At 25.0% G+C, this 19,274-nt stretch carries 12 protein-coding genes and 1 rRNA gene; 7 read left to right on the top strand and 6 right to left on the bottom strand.

Translation table 11 applies throughout. The features are described from left to right. From rrf to CRV09_RS02795, 3 genes are all read left to right on the top strand, one after another. Positions 1-108, top strand: a 5S ribosomal RNA gene (gene rrf, locus CRV09_RS02785); the annotation flags it as partial. Positions 109-288: 180 nt separating this feature from the next. Further along, positions 289-927: a DsbA family protein gene (locus tag CRV09_RS02790; protein ID WP_136132619.1), complete on the top strand. Its 639-nt coding sequence runs from the start codon at positions 289-291 to the stop codon at positions 925-927. Positions 928-1,002: 75 nt separating this feature from the next. After that, positions 1,003-1,893, top strand: coding sequence for a 5'-3' exonuclease (locus tag CRV09_RS02795; protein WP_136132620.1), 891 nt, complete (start codon positions 1,003-1,005; stop codon positions 1,891-1,893). Between the two features lie 691 nt (positions 1,894-2,584). Here CRV09_RS02795 and yihA read toward each other — a convergent pair. Further along, a complete protein-coding gene (gene yihA, locus CRV09_RS02800; protein ID WP_136132621.1) occupies positions 2,585-3,187 on the bottom strand; it encodes a ribosome biogenesis GTP-binding protein YihA/YsxC in 603 nt (200 codons plus the stop codon). A 383-nt stretch (positions 3,188-3,570) separates the two neighbouring features. Here yihA and typA point away from each other — a divergent pair, with 383 nt between their 5' ends. After that, positions 3,571-5,391, top strand: coding sequence for a translational GTPase TypA (typA, locus tag CRV09_RS02805; protein WP_136132622.1), 1,821 nt, complete (start codon positions 3,571-3,573; stop codon positions 5,389-5,391). A 69-nt stretch (positions 5,392-5,460) separates the two neighbouring features. Here typA and recG read toward each other — a convergent pair whose 3' ends face one another. From recG to gmk, 3 genes are all read right to left on the bottom strand, one after another. Next, positions 5,461-7,542 carry an ATP-dependent DNA helicase RecG gene (recG, locus tag CRV09_RS02810; RefSeq protein ID WP_136132623.1) on the bottom strand — a complete coding sequence of 694 codons (2,082 nt, stop codon included), beginning with the start codon at positions 7,540-7,542 and terminating at the stop codon, positions 5,461-5,463. Between the two features lie 901 nt (positions 7,543-8,443). After that, on the bottom strand, positions 8,444-8,683 hold the full coding sequence (rpoZ, locus tag CRV09_RS02815) for a DNA-directed RNA polymerase subunit omega (RefSeq protein ID WP_136132624.1): 240 nt from the start codon (positions 8,681-8,683) through the stop codon (positions 8,444-8,446). Between the two features lie 53 nt (positions 8,684-8,736). Next, positions 8,737-9,363: a guanylate kinase gene (gmk, locus tag CRV09_RS02820; protein WP_136132625.1), complete on the bottom strand. Its 627-nt coding sequence runs from the start codon at positions 9,361-9,363 to the stop codon at positions 8,737-8,739. A gap of 373 nt (positions 9,364-9,736) precedes the next feature. Here gmk and prlC point away from each other — a divergent pair, with 373 nt between their 5' ends. Beyond that, positions 9,737-11,773 (top strand): oligopeptidase A, encoded by a 2,037-nt coding sequence (gene prlC, locus CRV09_RS02825; RefSeq protein ID WP_136132626.1) that lies wholly within the window; start codon positions 9,737-9,739, stop codon positions 11,771-11,773. Positions 11,774-11,865: 92 nt separating this feature from the next. Here the strand turns inward: prlC and pitA are convergent, their stop codons facing one another. Both pitA and metK read right to left on the bottom strand, forming a co-directional pair. Next, positions 11,866-13,368, bottom strand: a complete 1,503-nt coding sequence (gene pitA, locus CRV09_RS02830; RefSeq protein WP_136132627.1) for an inorganic phosphate transporter PitA — start codon at positions 13,366-13,368, stop codon at positions 11,866-11,868. Positions 13,369-13,581: 213 nt separating this feature from the next. Next, positions 13,582-14,736 carry a methionine adenosyltransferase gene (metK, locus tag CRV09_RS02835; RefSeq protein WP_136132628.1) on the bottom strand — a complete coding sequence of 385 codons (1,155 nt, stop codon included), beginning with the start codon at positions 14,734-14,736 and terminating at the stop codon, positions 13,582-13,584. 566 nt (positions 14,737-15,302) lie between these two features. Between metK and tkt the strand changes: the two genes are divergently transcribed. Both tkt and CRV09_RS02845 read left to right on the top strand, forming a co-directional pair. Then, entirely contained in the window at positions 15,303-17,303 is a 2,001-nt protein-coding gene (gene tkt, locus CRV09_RS02840) for a transketolase (RefSeq protein ID WP_136132629.1), read from the top strand. Between the two features lie 763 nt (positions 17,304-18,066). Continuing rightward, positions 18,067-19,260 (top strand): phosphoglycerate kinase, encoded by a 1,194-nt coding sequence (locus CRV09_RS02845; RefSeq protein WP_136132630.1) that lies wholly within the window; start codon positions 18,067-18,069, stop codon positions 19,258-19,260. Positions 19,261-19,274: the final 14 nt, after the last annotated feature.

A 19,274-nucleotide genomic window follows, 5' to 3' on the forward strand; every position in this document is an offset into this window, starting at 1 on the left:
CTATAACGCGATAGTACCACCTGAAACCATGTCGAACTCAGAAGTGAAATGTCGTAGTGCCAATGGTAGTGTGGAGTTTCTCCATGTGAGAGTAGGAAATCGCCAGGCAGGATTCCTTAATTAAATAGATATTTTTGTGAAATGTTTATTTTCATTACCTATTATATTATTAATTAAAATTATTCTAATAATTAATCTATTCTTTCATATAATATATTTTATCGTTATCAATATTGTAGCTAAAATTTTATGATTTGTGATTCATTGTAAAATTAGGAAAGTTTTAATATGAAAAAATTTTATGTTATTCTTATTGGAGTTATTTTAAACTTAAACTCATTTGCTGAACCATTCATTAGTGGTAAGCATTATGTTGTTTTGCCTAATACAATTACAAATCAACCTCAAGTAGTAGAATTTTTTTCATTTTTATGTCAACATTGTTATCAATTTGAACACTATCTTAGTAAGTACACCATTCCAAAAAAAATTAACTTAGTGAAATATCATATTAATTTTGAAGAAGATGAAGATAATTTTAACGAAATATTAACCCATACATGGGCTATTGCAATGGCTTTAGGCATTGAAGATAAAGTAATTAATCCAATTTTCAATATTGTTCAGAACATGAAAAACATTACAGGAGAGGATGTATTAAAAAATAAAGAAAAGTTGAAAAATGTATTTATAAAATCATCCGGTATTTCTTTTAAAGAATATGAAACATTATGGGATAGTTTTACAGTAAAAATGATAATTGATAGACAAAAGAAAGCAAATTTTGATTTTAATGTTAATAAAATACCAGTTGCATTTGTTAATGGAAAATATATGATTAATATTAGTGAGTTAAGTAAAGATTATTCCAATAATACAATTTCTGAATATTTTAATATAATTAAATTATTAATGAATAAAAAATAAATATTTATTTTTTATTCATTAATATAATTATTTTGATTAAAATTCCTTAACTTTAACAATTAATTTTTCGATTTAATGAGTACTTTAATTTTAATTGACGGATCATCTATTCTTTATAGAGCATACTATGTTTTTCCATTGTTAATAAACAGCAGAGGTGAACCAACTGGTGCAATATTTGGATTTATAAATATATTAAATAATATAATTAAAAAATATAATCCAAGTCATATGGCTGTAGTATTTGATAGTTCATCCAAAAATTTCAGACATGAAATATTTCAATATTATAAATGTAATCGATTGCCTATGCCTAATAATCTACGTATTCAGGTCCAACCATTATGTGAAATAATTCAAGCAATAGGTTTAAAAATTATAACATTAAATGGCGTTGAGGCAGATGATGTTATAGGTACATTATCATATAATATTAATAAATCAGATGATTTTTTGACATTAATTAGTACTAATGATAAAGATATGGCACAATTAGTTACATCAAAAGTAAATTTGATTAATACCGATAGTAAAAAAATTTTAGGTCCTGATGAAGTTAAAAAAAAATATGGTGTTTCACCTAAGTTAATTGCGGATTTATTAGCTATTACTGGTGATAGTTCAGATAATATTCCTGGTATACCTAAAATTGGAAAAAAAACGGCAGTAATTTTATTGAATGAAATAGGGGGTATAAAATATATATATTCTAATCTTAACAAAGTAGCATGTCTTTCATTCCGTGGTGCAAAAAGCACTATTTTAAAACTTCAAAAATATCGTGAAATAGCGCTATTATCTTATAAGCTAGCGAAAATTAAAACAGATGTTTTAGTTGATTTAAATCACAAAGATTTAGTTATTAATAATCCAAATATAATAAAATTAAAAAAATTTTTTTATCGCTATGAGTTTAAAAATTTTTTTGAATTGTTTATTAAAATAAACAATAAAAATAAGTTATAATGTAATCTACAATATAAAACATATTAAAAAATAATATAAATTTATAAGAATATGTACTTTAATTTAAGTAATTTAAATATTTGGATAAAATCATTAAGAAAAAATTTTGCATTTGGAAAGCAGTTCTTCAGATATAATTTTTGCTAGAATTGTAGGAATATACTTCGCTGTAAAGCCGTAAAGCCATATAAGGCAGCTTATATGCTATTAATTCATAATTTATAAAAATATACTAAAAAGCTGGAATTAATACAACTTAAGTACTTATTTAAAGATATTGCATTATATAAAAATGATATTATTTTATAATCTTATATTATTAATAATTTATCAAGTATCAAGTAAATAAAGATTTAATTAATTTAACTGAAATTTTGATATTAAATACCTTAAAATTATTAATAATATATAAACAAATTTAATTTTAATCTAGTTTTATTAGAAACTGCTACAGTATATCTATATAAAAAAATAAATCTTATAAAATATCTGGTAGTAATTTAAATCTTTCTTTCACATATGCAAATTAGAGAATTTTAAAAAAAATTAAATTGGAAATTCATAATAATTTTGTTGAAAAATTAGCAAATTAAATTATTAATGGAATTTACTACACAGTTATTAATTACTTTATTGGTTATAGTTAGTATATGAGAAAATTAGGAACAAATTTATTAAAAATATTAATTATTTAATTAAACCATAAATTTAATCTTTGATATATTTTATCAATATTTATATTTTTTAATGATGAAAATATTTCTATTTCAAATTCAAAATCTACCATAAATTTTGACAAAGCTGTTTTAGTTATATTTAATTTTGTTTTCTGTTCAGAAAAATTGCATTTATCTGCTTTAGTTAATAAAATAAATAGAGAAATATTTTGTTTTTTTGTTAATTTGATTATTTTCTTGTCAAAGTTATTTACTGTATAACGAATATCCATTAATAAAATTAATCCCTTTAAATGTCTATTTTTTTTTATATATTCAAAAATAATATCGTTCCATTTTGTTATATTTTTTTTAGATGTCTTAGCATAGCCATATCCTGGTAAATCAACTAAATATTTATTTTGAGTTATTTCGAATAAATTAATTAATTTAGTACAACCTGGAGTTTTACTAACACGTGCTAAATGATTTTGATTTGTTATTTTATTTAATAAGCTGGATTTTCCAGAATTAGAACGACCTATCAACGCTACTTCAATACTATCATCATTATTGATAGGAAGATAATTTATGTTAGGAACGCTTACAATAAAACGCGTATTTTGATAATTTATCATGTACAAAATTACATATTTAAAATTGTTAATGAATAATATATTATTATATTAACACAACTGCATTGTTATATAGAATATATTAAAATTTGCATAATATTTATAATATTATAAAAATCTCAATTTAAATAACTAACAATATCTTAAATAAAAATTGCTACAATTTAATATATTTCAGCTGTATTATTAATTTTAATTAATATTAATTAAAATTAATGATAAAAAATATAAATGATTTATTATTTTTTAATAATATCTTTCTTATTAAAGTAAATAGAAAATCGAAAATAAACATAATTTGCATAGTCAAAGTTAAAATATTTAGGTTAAAATTAATATTTATTTAACTCAGTATAACACTACTTATTAATTAATGAGGTAAAATTTTGATTAATAACTTACGTAATATAGCTATCATTGCTCATGTTGATCATGGAAAAACTACATTAATTGATAAATTGCTTCAACAATCTGATAATTTTGATATTAATAAAGATATTGATCGTATAATGGATTCAAATCAGCTAGAAAAAGAAAGGGGAATCACTATATTATCAAAAAATACCGCTATTAAATGGAATAATTATCGTATTAATATCATTGATACACCAGGACATGCTGATTTTGCAGGCGAAGTAGAACGTATTTTATCAATGGTAGAAGGTGTTTTATTAGTAGTAGACGCTATTGACGGTCCTATGCCTCAAACACGTTTTGTTACTAGAAAATCATTATCTTATAATCTAAAGATTATAGTAGTAATCAACAAGATTGATAGAAATGGTGCACGTCCAGATTGGGTTGTTAATAAAATATTCGACATGTTCTTAAATCTTAATGCTAATGATGAACAATTGGATTTTCCTATCATATACACTTCAGCAATAAAGGGTATTGCAGGTTTAGATTATAATAATATGTCTAAAGATATGACTCCTTTATATGTTGAAATCATTAATAATATAAGTGCACCAAAAGGTGAATCGGAAAAACCCTTGCAAATGCAAATATCTCAATTAGATAAAGATAATTATCTTGGTTTGATGGGAATTGGACGCTTAAAAAGTGGTAAGATCAAAATGCATCAAAACGTTGTTATAACTAATTGCAATGGAAAAATGATTAATGGTAAAATTAGTAAGGTTTTCGGTTATCTTGGATTAAAAAAAATAGATATTAATGAAGCAGAAGCAGGAGATATAGTAGCTATTACTGGTTTAAATGAATTAAATATTTCTGATACTATTTGCGATCCAACAAACATAAAAGCTCTTCCTAATTTAAATATTGACGAACCAACTGTTAATATTTTTTTTAATGTTAATACATCACCATTTTGTGGGAAAGAAGGCAAATACTTAACATCACGTAAAATATTTGAACGTTTAAAGCAAGAAGTTACTTATAATGTAGCTCTTCGTGTAAAAGAAACAGATAGTCCTGATATTTTTTGTGTATCTGGAAGAGGAGAACTACATCTTTCTATTTTAATAGAAAATATGCGTAGAGAAGGTTTTGAATTTGCAGTATCTCGACCAAAAGTAATTTTTCGTGAAATTAATGGTAAAAAGCTAGAACCATTTGAAGAAGCTATATTAGAAATTGAAGAATGTCATCAAGGATTAGTAATGCAAGAAATAGGAATACGAAAAGGTAATCTTCAAACGATGGATGTATGCGTAAATAAACGTATAAGGCTTGAATATATAATTCCAAGCCGAGGTTTAATTGGATTTCGTAGTAAATTTATGAGAATTACTTCTGGTAGTGGAAACTTATATTCTATATTTAGTCATTACGATGATATATGTATAGGTGATATAAAACAACGTAAAAATGGAGTTTTAATTTCTAATAGTCAAGGTAAGGCAGTTGCATTTGCATTATATAACCTTCAAGATCGTGGTAATTTATTAATTAATCAAGGAATGGAAGTATATGAAGGACAAATAATTGGAATTCATAATCGTTCTAATGATTTAACTGTCAATTGCTTAGCTAGTAAAAAATTAACTAATATGCGTGCTGCTGGAAGCGATGAAACTATAAATCTTATTCCTCCACTAAAAATGACATTAGAACAAGCAATTGAGTTTATTGATAATGATGAACTTGTAGAGGTCACTCCTAAATCTATTCGTATTAGAAAAAGATATTTAAAAGAATATGAACGTAAACAAACCAAAAGGAATAAATCATATCTTTAAAAATAGTTAAACATACTAATTTTTATTTTGATATGATATATTACATCCTAAGTTATCACTTAAAATAAATTAGAAAACATTTATATCGAAAGTTTTTTTTGATATCCAACGATCTATTATATCAATTGCTTTTTCAGGATATAATTTATGAATACTATAGGCTGTTTGTTGTGCTTCAGATATTATAACTTTATTTTGTAATATATTTATAGCCTTAAAATCAATAGTCCCAGTTTGTTTTGTACCAAGTAATTCTCCAGGACCACGAATTTCTAAATCTAGTTGAGCAATTAAAAAACCATCATGAATATTTCTTATTGTTTCTAATCGTCTTTTAGCAATCTCACTAAGGGGAGGTTTGTATAGCAAGATACAATATGATTCCAAAGAACCTCTTCCTACACGACCTCTTAATTGATGTAATTGAGCAAGTCCTAACCGCTCTGAATTTTCGATTATCATTAAACTAGCGTTAGGCACGTTAACACCAACTTCTATCACAGTTGTAGTAACTAGCAATTGAAATTTATTATTTTTAAAATTATTCATGGTTTTTTTCTTTTCTTCTAATTTCATTCTACCATGAATTAAGCCAATATTTAATGTTGGTAATGCTTTTTTTAATAATGCCCAATTAACTTCTGCTGCTTGTGCTTCCAATATTTCTGACTCTTCAATTATAGGACATACCCAGTAAACTTGACGACCTTTTAAACAAGCTTTTTCTACACGTGATATAATTTTATTTCTACGAATATCTGGAATTATTACAGTTAAAACTGGATTACGACCTGGAGGAAGTTCATCAATTATAGAAATATCAAGATCAGCATAGTTAATCATTGCTAAAGTACGGGGGATAGGAGTTGCTGTCATTATCAATTGATGAGGACGAAAATTATTTTTTTCTCCTTTACTCCAAAGAGCTGATCGTTGATGTACTCCAAAACGATGTTGTTCATCTATAATGATTAAAGCTAATTTATTAAAACGCATTTGTTTTTGAAATAATGAATGAGTACCAACCACTATTGATGTCTTGCCATTAGAAATCATATCTATTTGTGCTTTACGTTCTTTATGCTTCTGTTTTCCAAATAATAATCCAATTTCAATTCCAAGAGGTGTAAACCACTGACGTAGATTATCGACATGTTGTTCTACTAACAATTCGGTTGGAACCATTAAAGCTACTTGTTCACCTTGAGCTATAACGTTAAGTGCTGATAAAGCAGCTACTAATGTTTTTCCAGATCCTACATCACCTTGTAATAAACGTACCATTGGATGATTTTTAGATATATCTTTTTCAATTTCTTGAAGTACTTTCTTTTGAGAATTAGTTAAAGAAAAAGGAAGATTAGCTATTAATTTATTAATTAATTTATGATTTTTAGGTATTGGTGAAGCATCATAACTTTTTATCTTGTCTTTTATTGATAACATCTTAAGGTTATGTGCTAATAGTTCTTCAAATACTAGTCTGTTGCCAGCTAAGAAAATTTTTTTTTCTGATTTTTGTAAATTATCTAAAGGAGGATTATGTATTGTATGTAAAGCTTCAGTAAAACTAATTAAGTTTTTATTTAGTTTTTTAGGGATTAATTCAATAATTTTATGATGATCTAGCATAATTAATGCTTGATTTATTAAATTACGTAATAATAATTGACTAATACCTTCAGTAGATGGATAAATTGAGGTTAATGTTTTTTTTATCATTTCATTACTATTTACTTTATAAATAGTATATTCAGGATGTATTAGTTCAAATTCATACTTACCACGAATAACTTCTCCATATGCAATGATTTGACGTCCTGGTGTAAAAGTATTTTTTATAATATTAGGAGTGAAGTTAAAAAACTTTATCGTTAAAATTCCAGTTCCATCTGTAATTCGGCATAACATAATACGACGATTATTAAAAACTATTTTAGTTTCTATAACTTTACCTACAACTGTAACATAGGTGCCAAAAATTAAATTTTTAATAGAATTAATTTGCGTGCGATCTTCATATCTTATAGGAAAGTGAAATAATAAGTCTTTTATAGTTTTTAAACCCATTTTAACTAATTTTTTATCTTGAATATTATTTATTTTCTGTAATTTATGTATTGGTATAGTATTTAAACAAAATTCTTTCATTTTATAATTGTTTATTATAGTTTAAATAAATTATATCTAAAATAATTATATTTTAATATTATTAAAGATTTTTAAAGATATATTTATTGCAATAACTATTTGCTTTGTTATCCTAATTTAAATAAAACTATATCTTTTAATATCTATATTTAATAATCTTGATAATTTCATGTTTAAGCTAAAAAATGTATTAATTATACTATTCAAATTTAACAAATAGTATTTTTTATCAAAAATAACTAAAATGTTACTGAAAATATCTACGTGTAAATATAATTTAGATTATTTATTTTATGATCTAGATATAGTTTACTATTAATTTTTTTGAAAATTTTATTTTAACAATTAAGTAATCATCTAAATTTGTCAAAAATGATGGTTTTAAGATTTACCCGATTATAAATCTAATCAATTCTAATCTAAAATTATTTTTTGTCTATTTAATTTTACCCTAATTTGCTTCTAGAACCATAGAACAGTTATCAAATCACATAATGATTGATAACTGTTAATAATAACTAATATTATAAATTTTAAATTACTAATCTAATAATTCTTGATATAATGTAATTAATTGATTTTTTAAACCCATTTAATATCATTATTTGCAAATATTTTCTTAACTATTATTAGACAGATAATTAATAAAATTAAATTTATTTTTGTAGATAGTAATTTGTGTAAGTTTAATATTTTACAAATTGCTAATTGATAGATATAATATCAAGTTCATAGCATACATTTATGCGGTTTTTTTTAAACCGCATTAATAAAAAACATCTGTTAGAGATTAGATAGTTTACTTATTCTACTGATAAGTATTTTTTAATTAGTATATTAAGTTTTAAATAACCATAATATTTATGAGCCATTTTAAATTATAAGTACATTAGAGATTGTTTTAATTATGTATTTTATGTATTTGTTTTTTTGGGTTTTCATAAATATTTAAAATATTTTTAGTAACTAAATTGTCTTCGATCTCACGCAGTGCAATTACAGTGGGTTTATCTTGTTCTTCTTCTACTAAAGGTTCTTTACCTCCTATTTGCATTTGACGTGCTCTACGTGCTGCTATTAACACTAAATCGAAACGGTTACCAATTTTTTCTACTGCTTTTTGAACTGTTATACGTGCCATGAAATGATCAACTCATTATTAATTAAATTCTTATTTGTATTATATTAAATAATTTAATAAAGAGCTAATAAATTACTAATTAAATCATCATAACGTATTTTTTGACGTGATATGTTTAAACGTTCTGCACAAATAATTGTTTTTAGATCTGTTAAAGCAATATTAAAATTATCATTGATGATTAAATAATCATATTCTTTATAATGACTAATTTCTTCTATTGCTTTTTCCATTCTATGCTTAATAACATTTTCACTATCTTGACCACGATCACGCAATCTTTTATTTAATTCATCTTTAGATGGTGGTAGTATGAAAATACTTTTTGTATTAGGTATTTTATTACGAATTTGTTTTGCACCTTGCCAATCAATATCAAGTAAAACATCATAACCTTCATTAATAATTTTATTTATTTCCCTATAAGAAGTGCCATAATAATTTTCAAACACTTGTGCATATTCAATAAAATAACCATTATCAATCATTTTTTTAAATTCATTTGTTTTTATAAAATAATAATGTTCACCATGAGTTTCTCCAGGACGTACGGTACGTGTAGTGTACGAAATAGACATTTTTACTGAGAATAATTTTTGTGTGTTCAATAGCGCTTTAATTAAACTAGATTTTCCTGTTCCACTAGGAGCAGAAATAACATGTAAGATACCTTGAGACATTGTATTATTTATTATATTTTTGTAAATCAATATTCTTTTATAATAAGAAGTGATACAAAATTATATTTTTATAAATTTCATTTTTTATTGATCAATTTAAATTTTGAATAAAATTTGAAAAATATAAAATATTTTTGAGGATTATACTACTGTTATAATAGCAGTCAACAAATTAATATTATTTAACAAAATTAATAATAATTGACATTCTATATTAGAATAATAAGATATAGTAATCAATAAATAAATTTTTAATTTATTTATATTAGAACTAATGCTAATTATTGCTGATTTTTTATCATAACTTTAATATTATTAAATAATCGAATGTAATTTTTATATAATATTGTTATTGTTAAGGAAATATAGCATCATGACCAACCCTCTACTTACTCCTTTTTTACTACCGCCTTTCTCTAAAATCCAATTTAATCATATAATACCTGCTATTTATGAAATTTTAAAAGATTGTAAACTAGTAATAGATAAAATAACAAATGAAAAAATTTCTTATAATTGGAATTGTATAGTACAACCTATAGACGAAACTAATGATCGTATTAGTAAAGTTTTTTCATTTATTACTCATTTAAATTTAGTTAAAAATAATTTAGAATTACGTGAAATTTATAAATATGCTTGCTTATTAATTTCGGATTATAATACTTGGTTAGGACAAAATCAGAAATTATACAAAATATATCTAAATTTTAAACAATCCAATAATTATTCATTATTAAACAATGCTCAGAAAAAAAATCTAGAAAATATACTAAATGATTTTAGATTATCAGGAATTAATTTAAAAGAAAATGAACAAAAAAGGTATAGTGAAATCGTAAATCGTTTATCAGAATTAAAAATAATTTATGGTAATAATCTATTAGATGCTAACATGGGTTGGAATAAATCAATTCTGGATAAGAAAACACTATCTGGAATACCTGAAAATATATTAATTTCTATCAAAAAAAAATCAGAAGATAAGAAATCTTTTTGGTTAGTTACATTAAGTTTTCCAATATATTCTTCAGTAATAACTTATTGTAATAATGAAAATTTGCGTAAAGAAATTTATTTAGCATATTCAACTCGCGCTTCTGATAAAGGACCTAATGCAAATAAATGGGACAATGGTCATATTATTGAAGAACAATTAAGGCTTAGATATGAATTATCGCAATTGTTAGGTTTTAAATCATATGCTGAACAATTATTTGTTAATCGAATGGCTAAAAGTCCTCAACAAGTAATTGATTTTTTAAATTATTTGTTAAAATATGCTTATGATAAAGGTAAAAAAGAAATATCCCAATTAAAATATTTTATCAAAAAAAAATATAATATTAATAAATTAAACTCATGGGATTTTGCTTATTATAGCCAAAAACAAAAAGGTTATCTTTATAAAATAAAAGATGAAAAATTACGTTCTTATTTTCCAAAACAACGTGTTATATCTGGTTTATTTGAATTAATAAATCGTATTTTTGGTGTTTATGTTATTGAACGAAATAACGTAGATTTATATCATCCAGATATAAGTTTTTTTGATATATTCAATGAAAAAGATAAACTACTAGGAAGTTTTTACATTGATCTTTATGCGCGGGAAAATAAACGCACTGGTGCTTGGATGGACAGTTGTATAAATAGAATGCGTAAAAAAAATGGAAATATACAAAAACCAGTAGCATATATTATATGCAACTTTAATCCTCCAAATAAAAATAAACCTGCACTTTTAAGTCATAATGAAGTAATTATATTATTTCATGAATTTGGTCACTGTCTTCATCATATTTTAACATCTGTAGAAATTTCAAGTATTTCAGGTATCAATGGAGTACCTTTAGATTTTATTGAATTACCTAGTCAATTTTTAGAAAATTGGTGTTGGGAACCAGATATGATTCCATTAATTTCTAGTCACTACGAGAGCGGCGAACCATTACCAAATAATATTTTAAATAACATGTTGCAAGCAAAAAATTATCAGATAGGTTTGTTTATTTTACGTCAATTAGAGTTTAGTTTATTTGATCTATCTTTACATTATAAATTTAATCCTCAAAAAAATCAGAATGCATTAGATATATTACAAGAAGTAAGAAATAATGTCTCTATTTTCCCTTACTTAAAAGAAGATAGATTTGCAAACTCTTTTAGTCATATTTTTAATGGTGGCTATGCAGCAGGTTATTATAGCTATTTATGGTCCGCTGTATTGGCTGCAGATGCATATTCTCTTTTTAAAGAAAGAGGTATTTTTAGTAGACAAACGGGAAAATCTTTTTTAAAAAATATATTAATGCTTGGTGGTTCAGAAGATTTTATGAATATGTTTAAAAGATTTCTAGGTCGCGAGCCAAAGATAGATGCATTACTTAAACAATATAGTATTATATAGTAAAATTTTTAAAACTTTAATTAATTAATAAATTAACTATTTAAAAAAAAACTTAACTTTGGCATGTTTATATACAACATGCCAAAGTTTAATTAATTTATTAATAATTTAAAAAACATCAAATAAACTAGACCAGATAATAAAATACATATTGGAATTGTTAATATCCATGCTAAGATAATATTTTTAATCGTTCGTAATTGCAATCCTCTGCCATCTGCTAACATAGCTCCTGCTACCGAAGAGGAAAGTATGTGTGTAGTAGAAACTGGCATTCCTGTATAACTAGCAATACCAATTGAAAGAGCAGCTGTTATTTGTGCAGATATTCCTTGAGCATATGTCATGCCTTTTTTACCTATTTTATTACCTATCGTGTTTGCTATACGACGCCAACCTATTATAGTACCTATCCCTATTGATAAAGCAACCGTTATTATAATCCAAACTGGTGCATATTCAATAGTACATAACAAATCTTTTTTTAATTTATTAAGTAATTGTTTATCACCTATATTTACATCAGGTAGTTTTATTATTTTATCAATAGTATCAGCAATACATAATAGTGAACAACGAATTCGAGTTTTTTTATTAACTGAAAGTTGATTATAGCTCTTTAAATTATCTAACAATATTTTCATATTTTCTATTGTATGAATTTCCTTCAATGAGTTACAGTGAAATTTATTATGTTCTTCAGAAGGTTTATTTGATATTGAAATATTAAATTGATTGCATTGATTTATCCTTTTTAAAAATGTCTTATGATTTTTATAATAATTTTCAAGATTAACAATTGCATCATGAGTACGGGTAATTTCATAATTAGAAGAATTAATATTAACTACAAATCCTGCTGGTGCAACACTAATTAATACCAACATAATCAATCCTATTCCCTTTTGACCGTCATTGGAACCATGTGAATAACTTATCCCCATAGCTGATAATACTAATATCACTCTAATCCAAAATGGAGGTTTTTTCTTTCCGTCAATTTTTTTACGACTAGAAGGAGTCATATGAATACGTATTTGTTTATTATTTCTACAAAAATAACGTAAAATAAAAATTAACCCCCCTGAAATAACTAAACCAATTATTGGTGAGATTATTAGTGAAATAAAAACACTTTTAATTTGAGAGATGTTTAATACTTTAATTAATTGAGTATTTGTTATCATTGTATTAGTTAAGGTAATGCCAATAATAGTACTTATTAAAGTATGAGAACTAGAAGTAGGTAATCCTAGATACCATGTAATAAGATTCCAAATGATTGCTGTCAAAAGCATAGAAAATATCATAATGAGTCCATGAGATGAACCCACATTTAATAAAAGGTCTATAGGAAGTAAATGAACTATAGTATATGCTACACTTAATCCTCCCAAAAGCACACCAAAAAAATTAAATATACCAGACATAATTACAGCAAGTTTAGCACGCATAGTACGTGTATATATAACTGTTACAACTGCATTGGCTGTATCGTGAAAACCATTAATTGCTTCGTAAAACAATACAAATATTAGAGCTATAATTAATAGTAATCTAGTATTCATATTCATACCAGCAAATAGATGCAACATAAAATTTACGCCATTATTTAAAAAATATGAACAGTATTATATTACCCGTAATAATCTTCTCCATCTAGAAAAACAAAATATCAAAATTAATTTGATGATGAGTTATAATTATTTCGAATATATTTAATAAAAAATCAGTAAATTACATTGAATAATGTTTTTTTTATTATCCTAAACAAAAATTAATTTATAATTTATATTTATCCACTAGATTTACTTTAAATAAAATTCATCTTTCAACTGCTTTACTTTATCAGTATTCTCCCATGTAAAACCATTACGACCAAAATGACCATAAGATGCTGTTTGTTTATAAATAGGATGTAATAAATCAAGCATTTTTATCACTCCATAAGGACGCAAATCAAATAATTTACGTACTACTAAGTTTAGTTTTTCGATAGAAACCTTTTCTGTACCAAAAGTATTTACCATAATAGAAGTAGGCTCAGCAATTCCTATAGCATAGGATAATTGAATTTCACATCTATCTGCAAGGCTAGCTGCAACTATGTTTTTGGCAATATAACGGGCAACATAAGCTGCTGAGCGATCAACTTTTGAAGGATCTTTCCCTGAAAAAGCTCCACCTCCATGTCTGGCCATACCACCATAGGTATCAACAATAATTTTACGACCTGTTAAACCACAATCACCCATTGGTCCACCAATAACAAACCTGCCAGTTGGATTAATATAATATTTAGTATGATTATTTAACCATTTTTGAGGTAAAACTGATTTAATAATATTTTCCATAACTGCTTCTTTAAGATCTATTTGTCTTACTTCTTCTGTATGTTGAGTTGAAAATACAACAGTATCAATTCCAATAATTTTGTTATTTTCATATTGAAAAGTAACTTGACTTTTTGCATCTGGACGTAACCATGATATTGTTCCATTTTTTCTTAATTCAGCTTGACGTTGTACCAAACGGTGTGCATAAGTGATTGGTGCAGGCATAAAAACATCAGTTTCGTTTGTAGCATAACCAAACATTAAACCTTGATCACCTGCACCTTGTTCATATAAATTGATATGTCTTATTCCTTTATTAATATCTTTTGATTGTTTTCCAATAGTATTTAAAATAGCGCAAGAATTACCATCAAAACCCATATTTGAATTTATATACCCGATATCACATACTGTTTTACGAATTACTGTCTCAATATCAATGCAAGCATTAGAATTAATTTCTCCTCCAACTAATACCATACCAGTCTTAACATAAGTTTCGCATGCTACATGAGCTCTACTATCTTGTTCAATAATTTTATCAAGAATAGCATCAGAAATTTGATCAGCAATTTTATCTGGATGACCTTCTGATACAGATTCAGATGTAAAAAAAGTTATAGCCATTATATTTTATGCCCTATGAAATAATTTTTAATTTTATTTTTGAAATAAAATTAATTTATTATTGTATTAATTTAAAATATAAATATAAAAATATTATAATTTTAAATAAATATTAAGTTTATTGCTTAATATATTGCAAATAAAAACAATAATATATTAATTATTAATAATTTTTAATTACAATAGATTTATTTTATATAATATTAGATAAATAACTGTTTTAATTTTTTTATCTTTATAATAATTTATTACAAATAATTACGATAGATAACTAATCGATATTACTAGATAATAAAATCACAAAATTTCAGCAACATAATTATTTATTATTAATAAATGTATTAAATAAGTTTATTATGATTATTTTACTTCATTACATTATAATTATTGTATATTTTCAATTATTAATTAATATAAATTATCTTATTAACAAGATAAAAATTCATTATTAAATGATGATAATTGAAATAAAAAATATAACTAAATATGTTAACTAATTTAATCATATCTAAAAATAATATTATGATTCAATATAAATTATTATTAACCTCTACTTGGAGTATAAAATGCCTTCTCATAAAGAACTAGCCAATGCTATTAGAGCATTGAGTATGGACGCAATTCAAAAAGCAAATTCTGGCCATCCAGGTACTCCAATGGGAATGGCAGATATTGCTGAAATACTATGGCGAATATATTTAAATCATAATCCTGTTAATCCACTTTGGTTTAATCGTGATCGATTTATATTATCTAATGGTCATGGTTCAATGTTAATTTATAGTCTTTTACATCTTAGTGGCTATAATATTACAATCAGTGACCTTAAAAAGTTTCGTCAACTAAATTCTAAAACTCCAGGTCATCCTGAATATGGTTATACAATAGGAATTGAAACAACTACTGGTCCATTAGGTCAAGGTCTTGCAAATGCAGTAGGTTTTGCTATTGCAGAACGAACTTTATCAGCTCAATTTAACCGTCCTGGTTATGATATCGTAAATCATAATACTTATGTTTTTGCAGGAGATGGTTGTATGATGGAGGGTATCTCACATGAAGTATGTTCATTAGCTGGAACTTTGAAATTAGGTAAACTAATGGTTTTTTATGATGATAATGGTATTTCTATAGATGGTAATATCGAATCATGGTTTACTGATGATACTGCCAAACGTTTTGAATCATATAACTGGCATGTTATTAAGGAAATTGATGGTCATAACCCGTTTAGCATTATAGAAGCAATAGAAAAAGCTAAAATGGTTACTGATAGACCTTCAATCTTAATATGTAAAACTGTTATCGGTTTTGGATCACCAAATAAAGGCGGTACACATAATTCTCATGGAGCGCCTTTAGGTGAAAATGAAGTTTTATTAACTCGTGAATCTTTAAATTGGAAACATCCTCCATTCGTAATTCCAAAAGAAATATATAATGCTTGGGATGCAAAAAAATCGGGCCAATATAAAGAAAACAAATGGAATGAAAAATTTATATCTTATAGTCAAAATTATCCTGATTTAGCTGCTGAATTTAAACGCCGTTTAAAAAATGATATTCCAAATAATTGGGAAAATATAACAAAAAATTTTATTAAAAATCTTCAAAAAAATCCATTGAATATAGCTACTAGAAAGGCTTCACAAAATACCATTGAAATGTTTGGTAGGATTTTGCCAGAATTTTTAGGTGGTTCTGCTGATTTAACACCTAGCAATCTTACAATGTGGTCTGGTTCGAATCCAATAAATAAAGATATATCTGGTAATTATATTCATTATGGTGTTAGAGAATTTGGTATGACTGCTATTGCTAATGGCATATCATTACATGGAGGTTTTTTGCCTTATACATCTACTTTCCTTATGTTTAGTGAATATACCCGTAATGCTATAAGAATGGCAGCATTAATGAAAATTCGCCATATTATGATCTATACACACGATTCTATTGGGCTAGGAGAAGACGGACCAACTCATCAACCAATTGAACAAATTTCTAATTTACGAACTATACCTAATATAAATCTATGGCGTCCATGTGATCAAGTTGAATCTTCAGTTGCATGGAAATATGCTGTTGAAAGAACCAACGGTCCAAGTATTTTAATATTATCTCGTCAAAATTTAACACAGCAAAATAGAACCTATAATCAATTAGAAAATATACAAAAAGGAGGTTATATATTAAAAGACTGCGATAAAAAAGAACTAGATTTAATTTTAATTGCGACCGGTTCAGAAGTAGAATTAGCTGTTTCCGTTTATTATGAATTGTCTAAAAATGGTTTTAAAGTTCGTGTAGTATCTATGCCTTCTACTGATATTTTTGATAAGCAAGATAAATCATATCGTGATTTTGTTCTTCCAAAGAATATAAAAATCAAAATAGCTATTGAGGCAGGCACTACTGATTTTTGGTATAAATATATTGGTAATGAAGGTAAAATTATAGGTATTAATGATTTTGGTATGTCAGGATCAACTGATAAATTGTTTGAGATGTTTGGTTTTACCGTTAATCATATAGTATCAGTAGCAAATAAATTACTAATTAAATAGTTAATTTCAATTTAGTAGTTACATTCTTAAAAAGAATTTATAAAATATGCTTCATATATATTGGAAATAATAATTTATATATTTGCAGTTGTTATCGGCATAATAAATTATTATTTTGATGATAAACAAATATTTTTTATTATTAGTAAATTATCTTAATGAAAATAAATTGTAGGTATTATATTAATATTTATGTTATATTTTTCTTGAAATATCTAAATTGAAATTAGGTGCTAAAAAATATAATATTTTATCCATTCTGTATAATGGATATTGTAATTTCTAATTCTTATATAATTCTATTACTAAATTATTTAATGAAAAGCTTCTAATTAGATTTGAATTATTAACTATAATTTGTTATTCAATTTATAATCTACCAGTTAATACTTATCAGAATGATTTACTTCGAGCTTCTGCTAATAAATATGTCATTTAATACAAATAATAAGTTAGTGTCAGTAATTACCAGTATTTTTTTATAATTTAGTACTTATTTCTAACTAATATTTACTCATATTCCAATTATCAATAATACTGATACTAACTATAACATTTAAATTTAGTTATGATCATTATATATAAATTAAAATAGAGTTAGTATTTATTATTTTATTAAAGCTTTATTTTAGAAAAGCAAAATAAGGGGATTTTAAAATATAATAATAGATACCTCTTATAAAAAATAGTAATGATTTTCATCATAAAACAATATTGCAAAATAGATAAAAAATAACTTAACTTAATAAGTTACATAATAAGGATATCTATGATTAGAATTGATGATTTAGACCTAAATAATAAACGTGTTTTAATAAGAGTTGATTTTAATATACCAATGAAAGAAGGAAAAATAATATCAGATACACGTATCATTGCCTCTTTACCAACAATTAAAATGGCTTTAAGAAAAAATGCAAAAGTCATGATTATTTCTCATCTTGGACGTCCATCTGAAGGAATTTATGATGATAAATTTTCATTATCTCCAATAGTTGAGTATTTAAATAATAAATTATCAAATATAAATGTAATTTTAACTAAAGATTATCTAAATGGTATTAGCTTAAATCCAAAAGAATTAGTTGTATTAGAAAATGCTAGATTCAATAAAGGTGAACAAAAAAATGATGAGGTTCTTGCTAAAAAATACGCTGCATTATGTGATATATTTATAATGGATGCTTTTGGTGTTGCACATCGTTCTCATGCCTCTACTTGCGGTTTGGCTAAATTTGCTAAGATTTCTTGTATTGGATTGTTATTTTCTAAAGAAATAAATACATTGAGTAAAATAATGACAAATCCTACACGTCCTCTAGTTGTAATTTTAGGCGGATCCAAAATTTCTACTAAATTCAATTTATTAAAATCTTTATCTAAGATTGCAGACTCTGTTATTGTAGGAGGAGGTATTGCAAATACTTTTTTATCCATTGATAATAAAATAGGTAAATCATTATATGAACCAAATTTTATTAAATCAGCAAAAATGTTACTTGATAAATATAATATTCGATTACCTATTGATTTACGTACAGCAAAAGAATTTTCTGAAAATGCTCCAGAAATTGTAAAAGATAATACAAATATTTCTGATGATGAATTTATCATGGATTTTGGTGATAAAACAATACAATCATTTGTTTCATTATTGAAGAATGCTAAGACTGTTTTATGGAATGGTCCAATAGGAGTATTTGAATTTAAAAAATTTCGCAGAGGTACTGAAAGAATCGCTAGAACTATTGCAGATAGCAATGCTTTTTCTATAGTAGGAGGAGGAGATACCTTAGCAGCCATCGATTTATTTAATGTTAAAGATAAGATATCTTATATTTCTACTGGTGGTGGAGCTTTTCTTAAATTTATTGAATGTAGAAAATTACCTATTATTTCTATATTAGAAAAACGCACTAAACAGTTTAATTCCAAATTTTCTATTTCTAAAAAATAATTACTTCATATAAT

The sequence above is a fragment of the Candidatus Pantoea edessiphila genome (genome assembly GCF_002933345.1).
Lineage (GTDB): Bacteria > Pseudomonadota > Gammaproteobacteria > Enterobacterales > Enterobacteriaceae > Pantoea_C.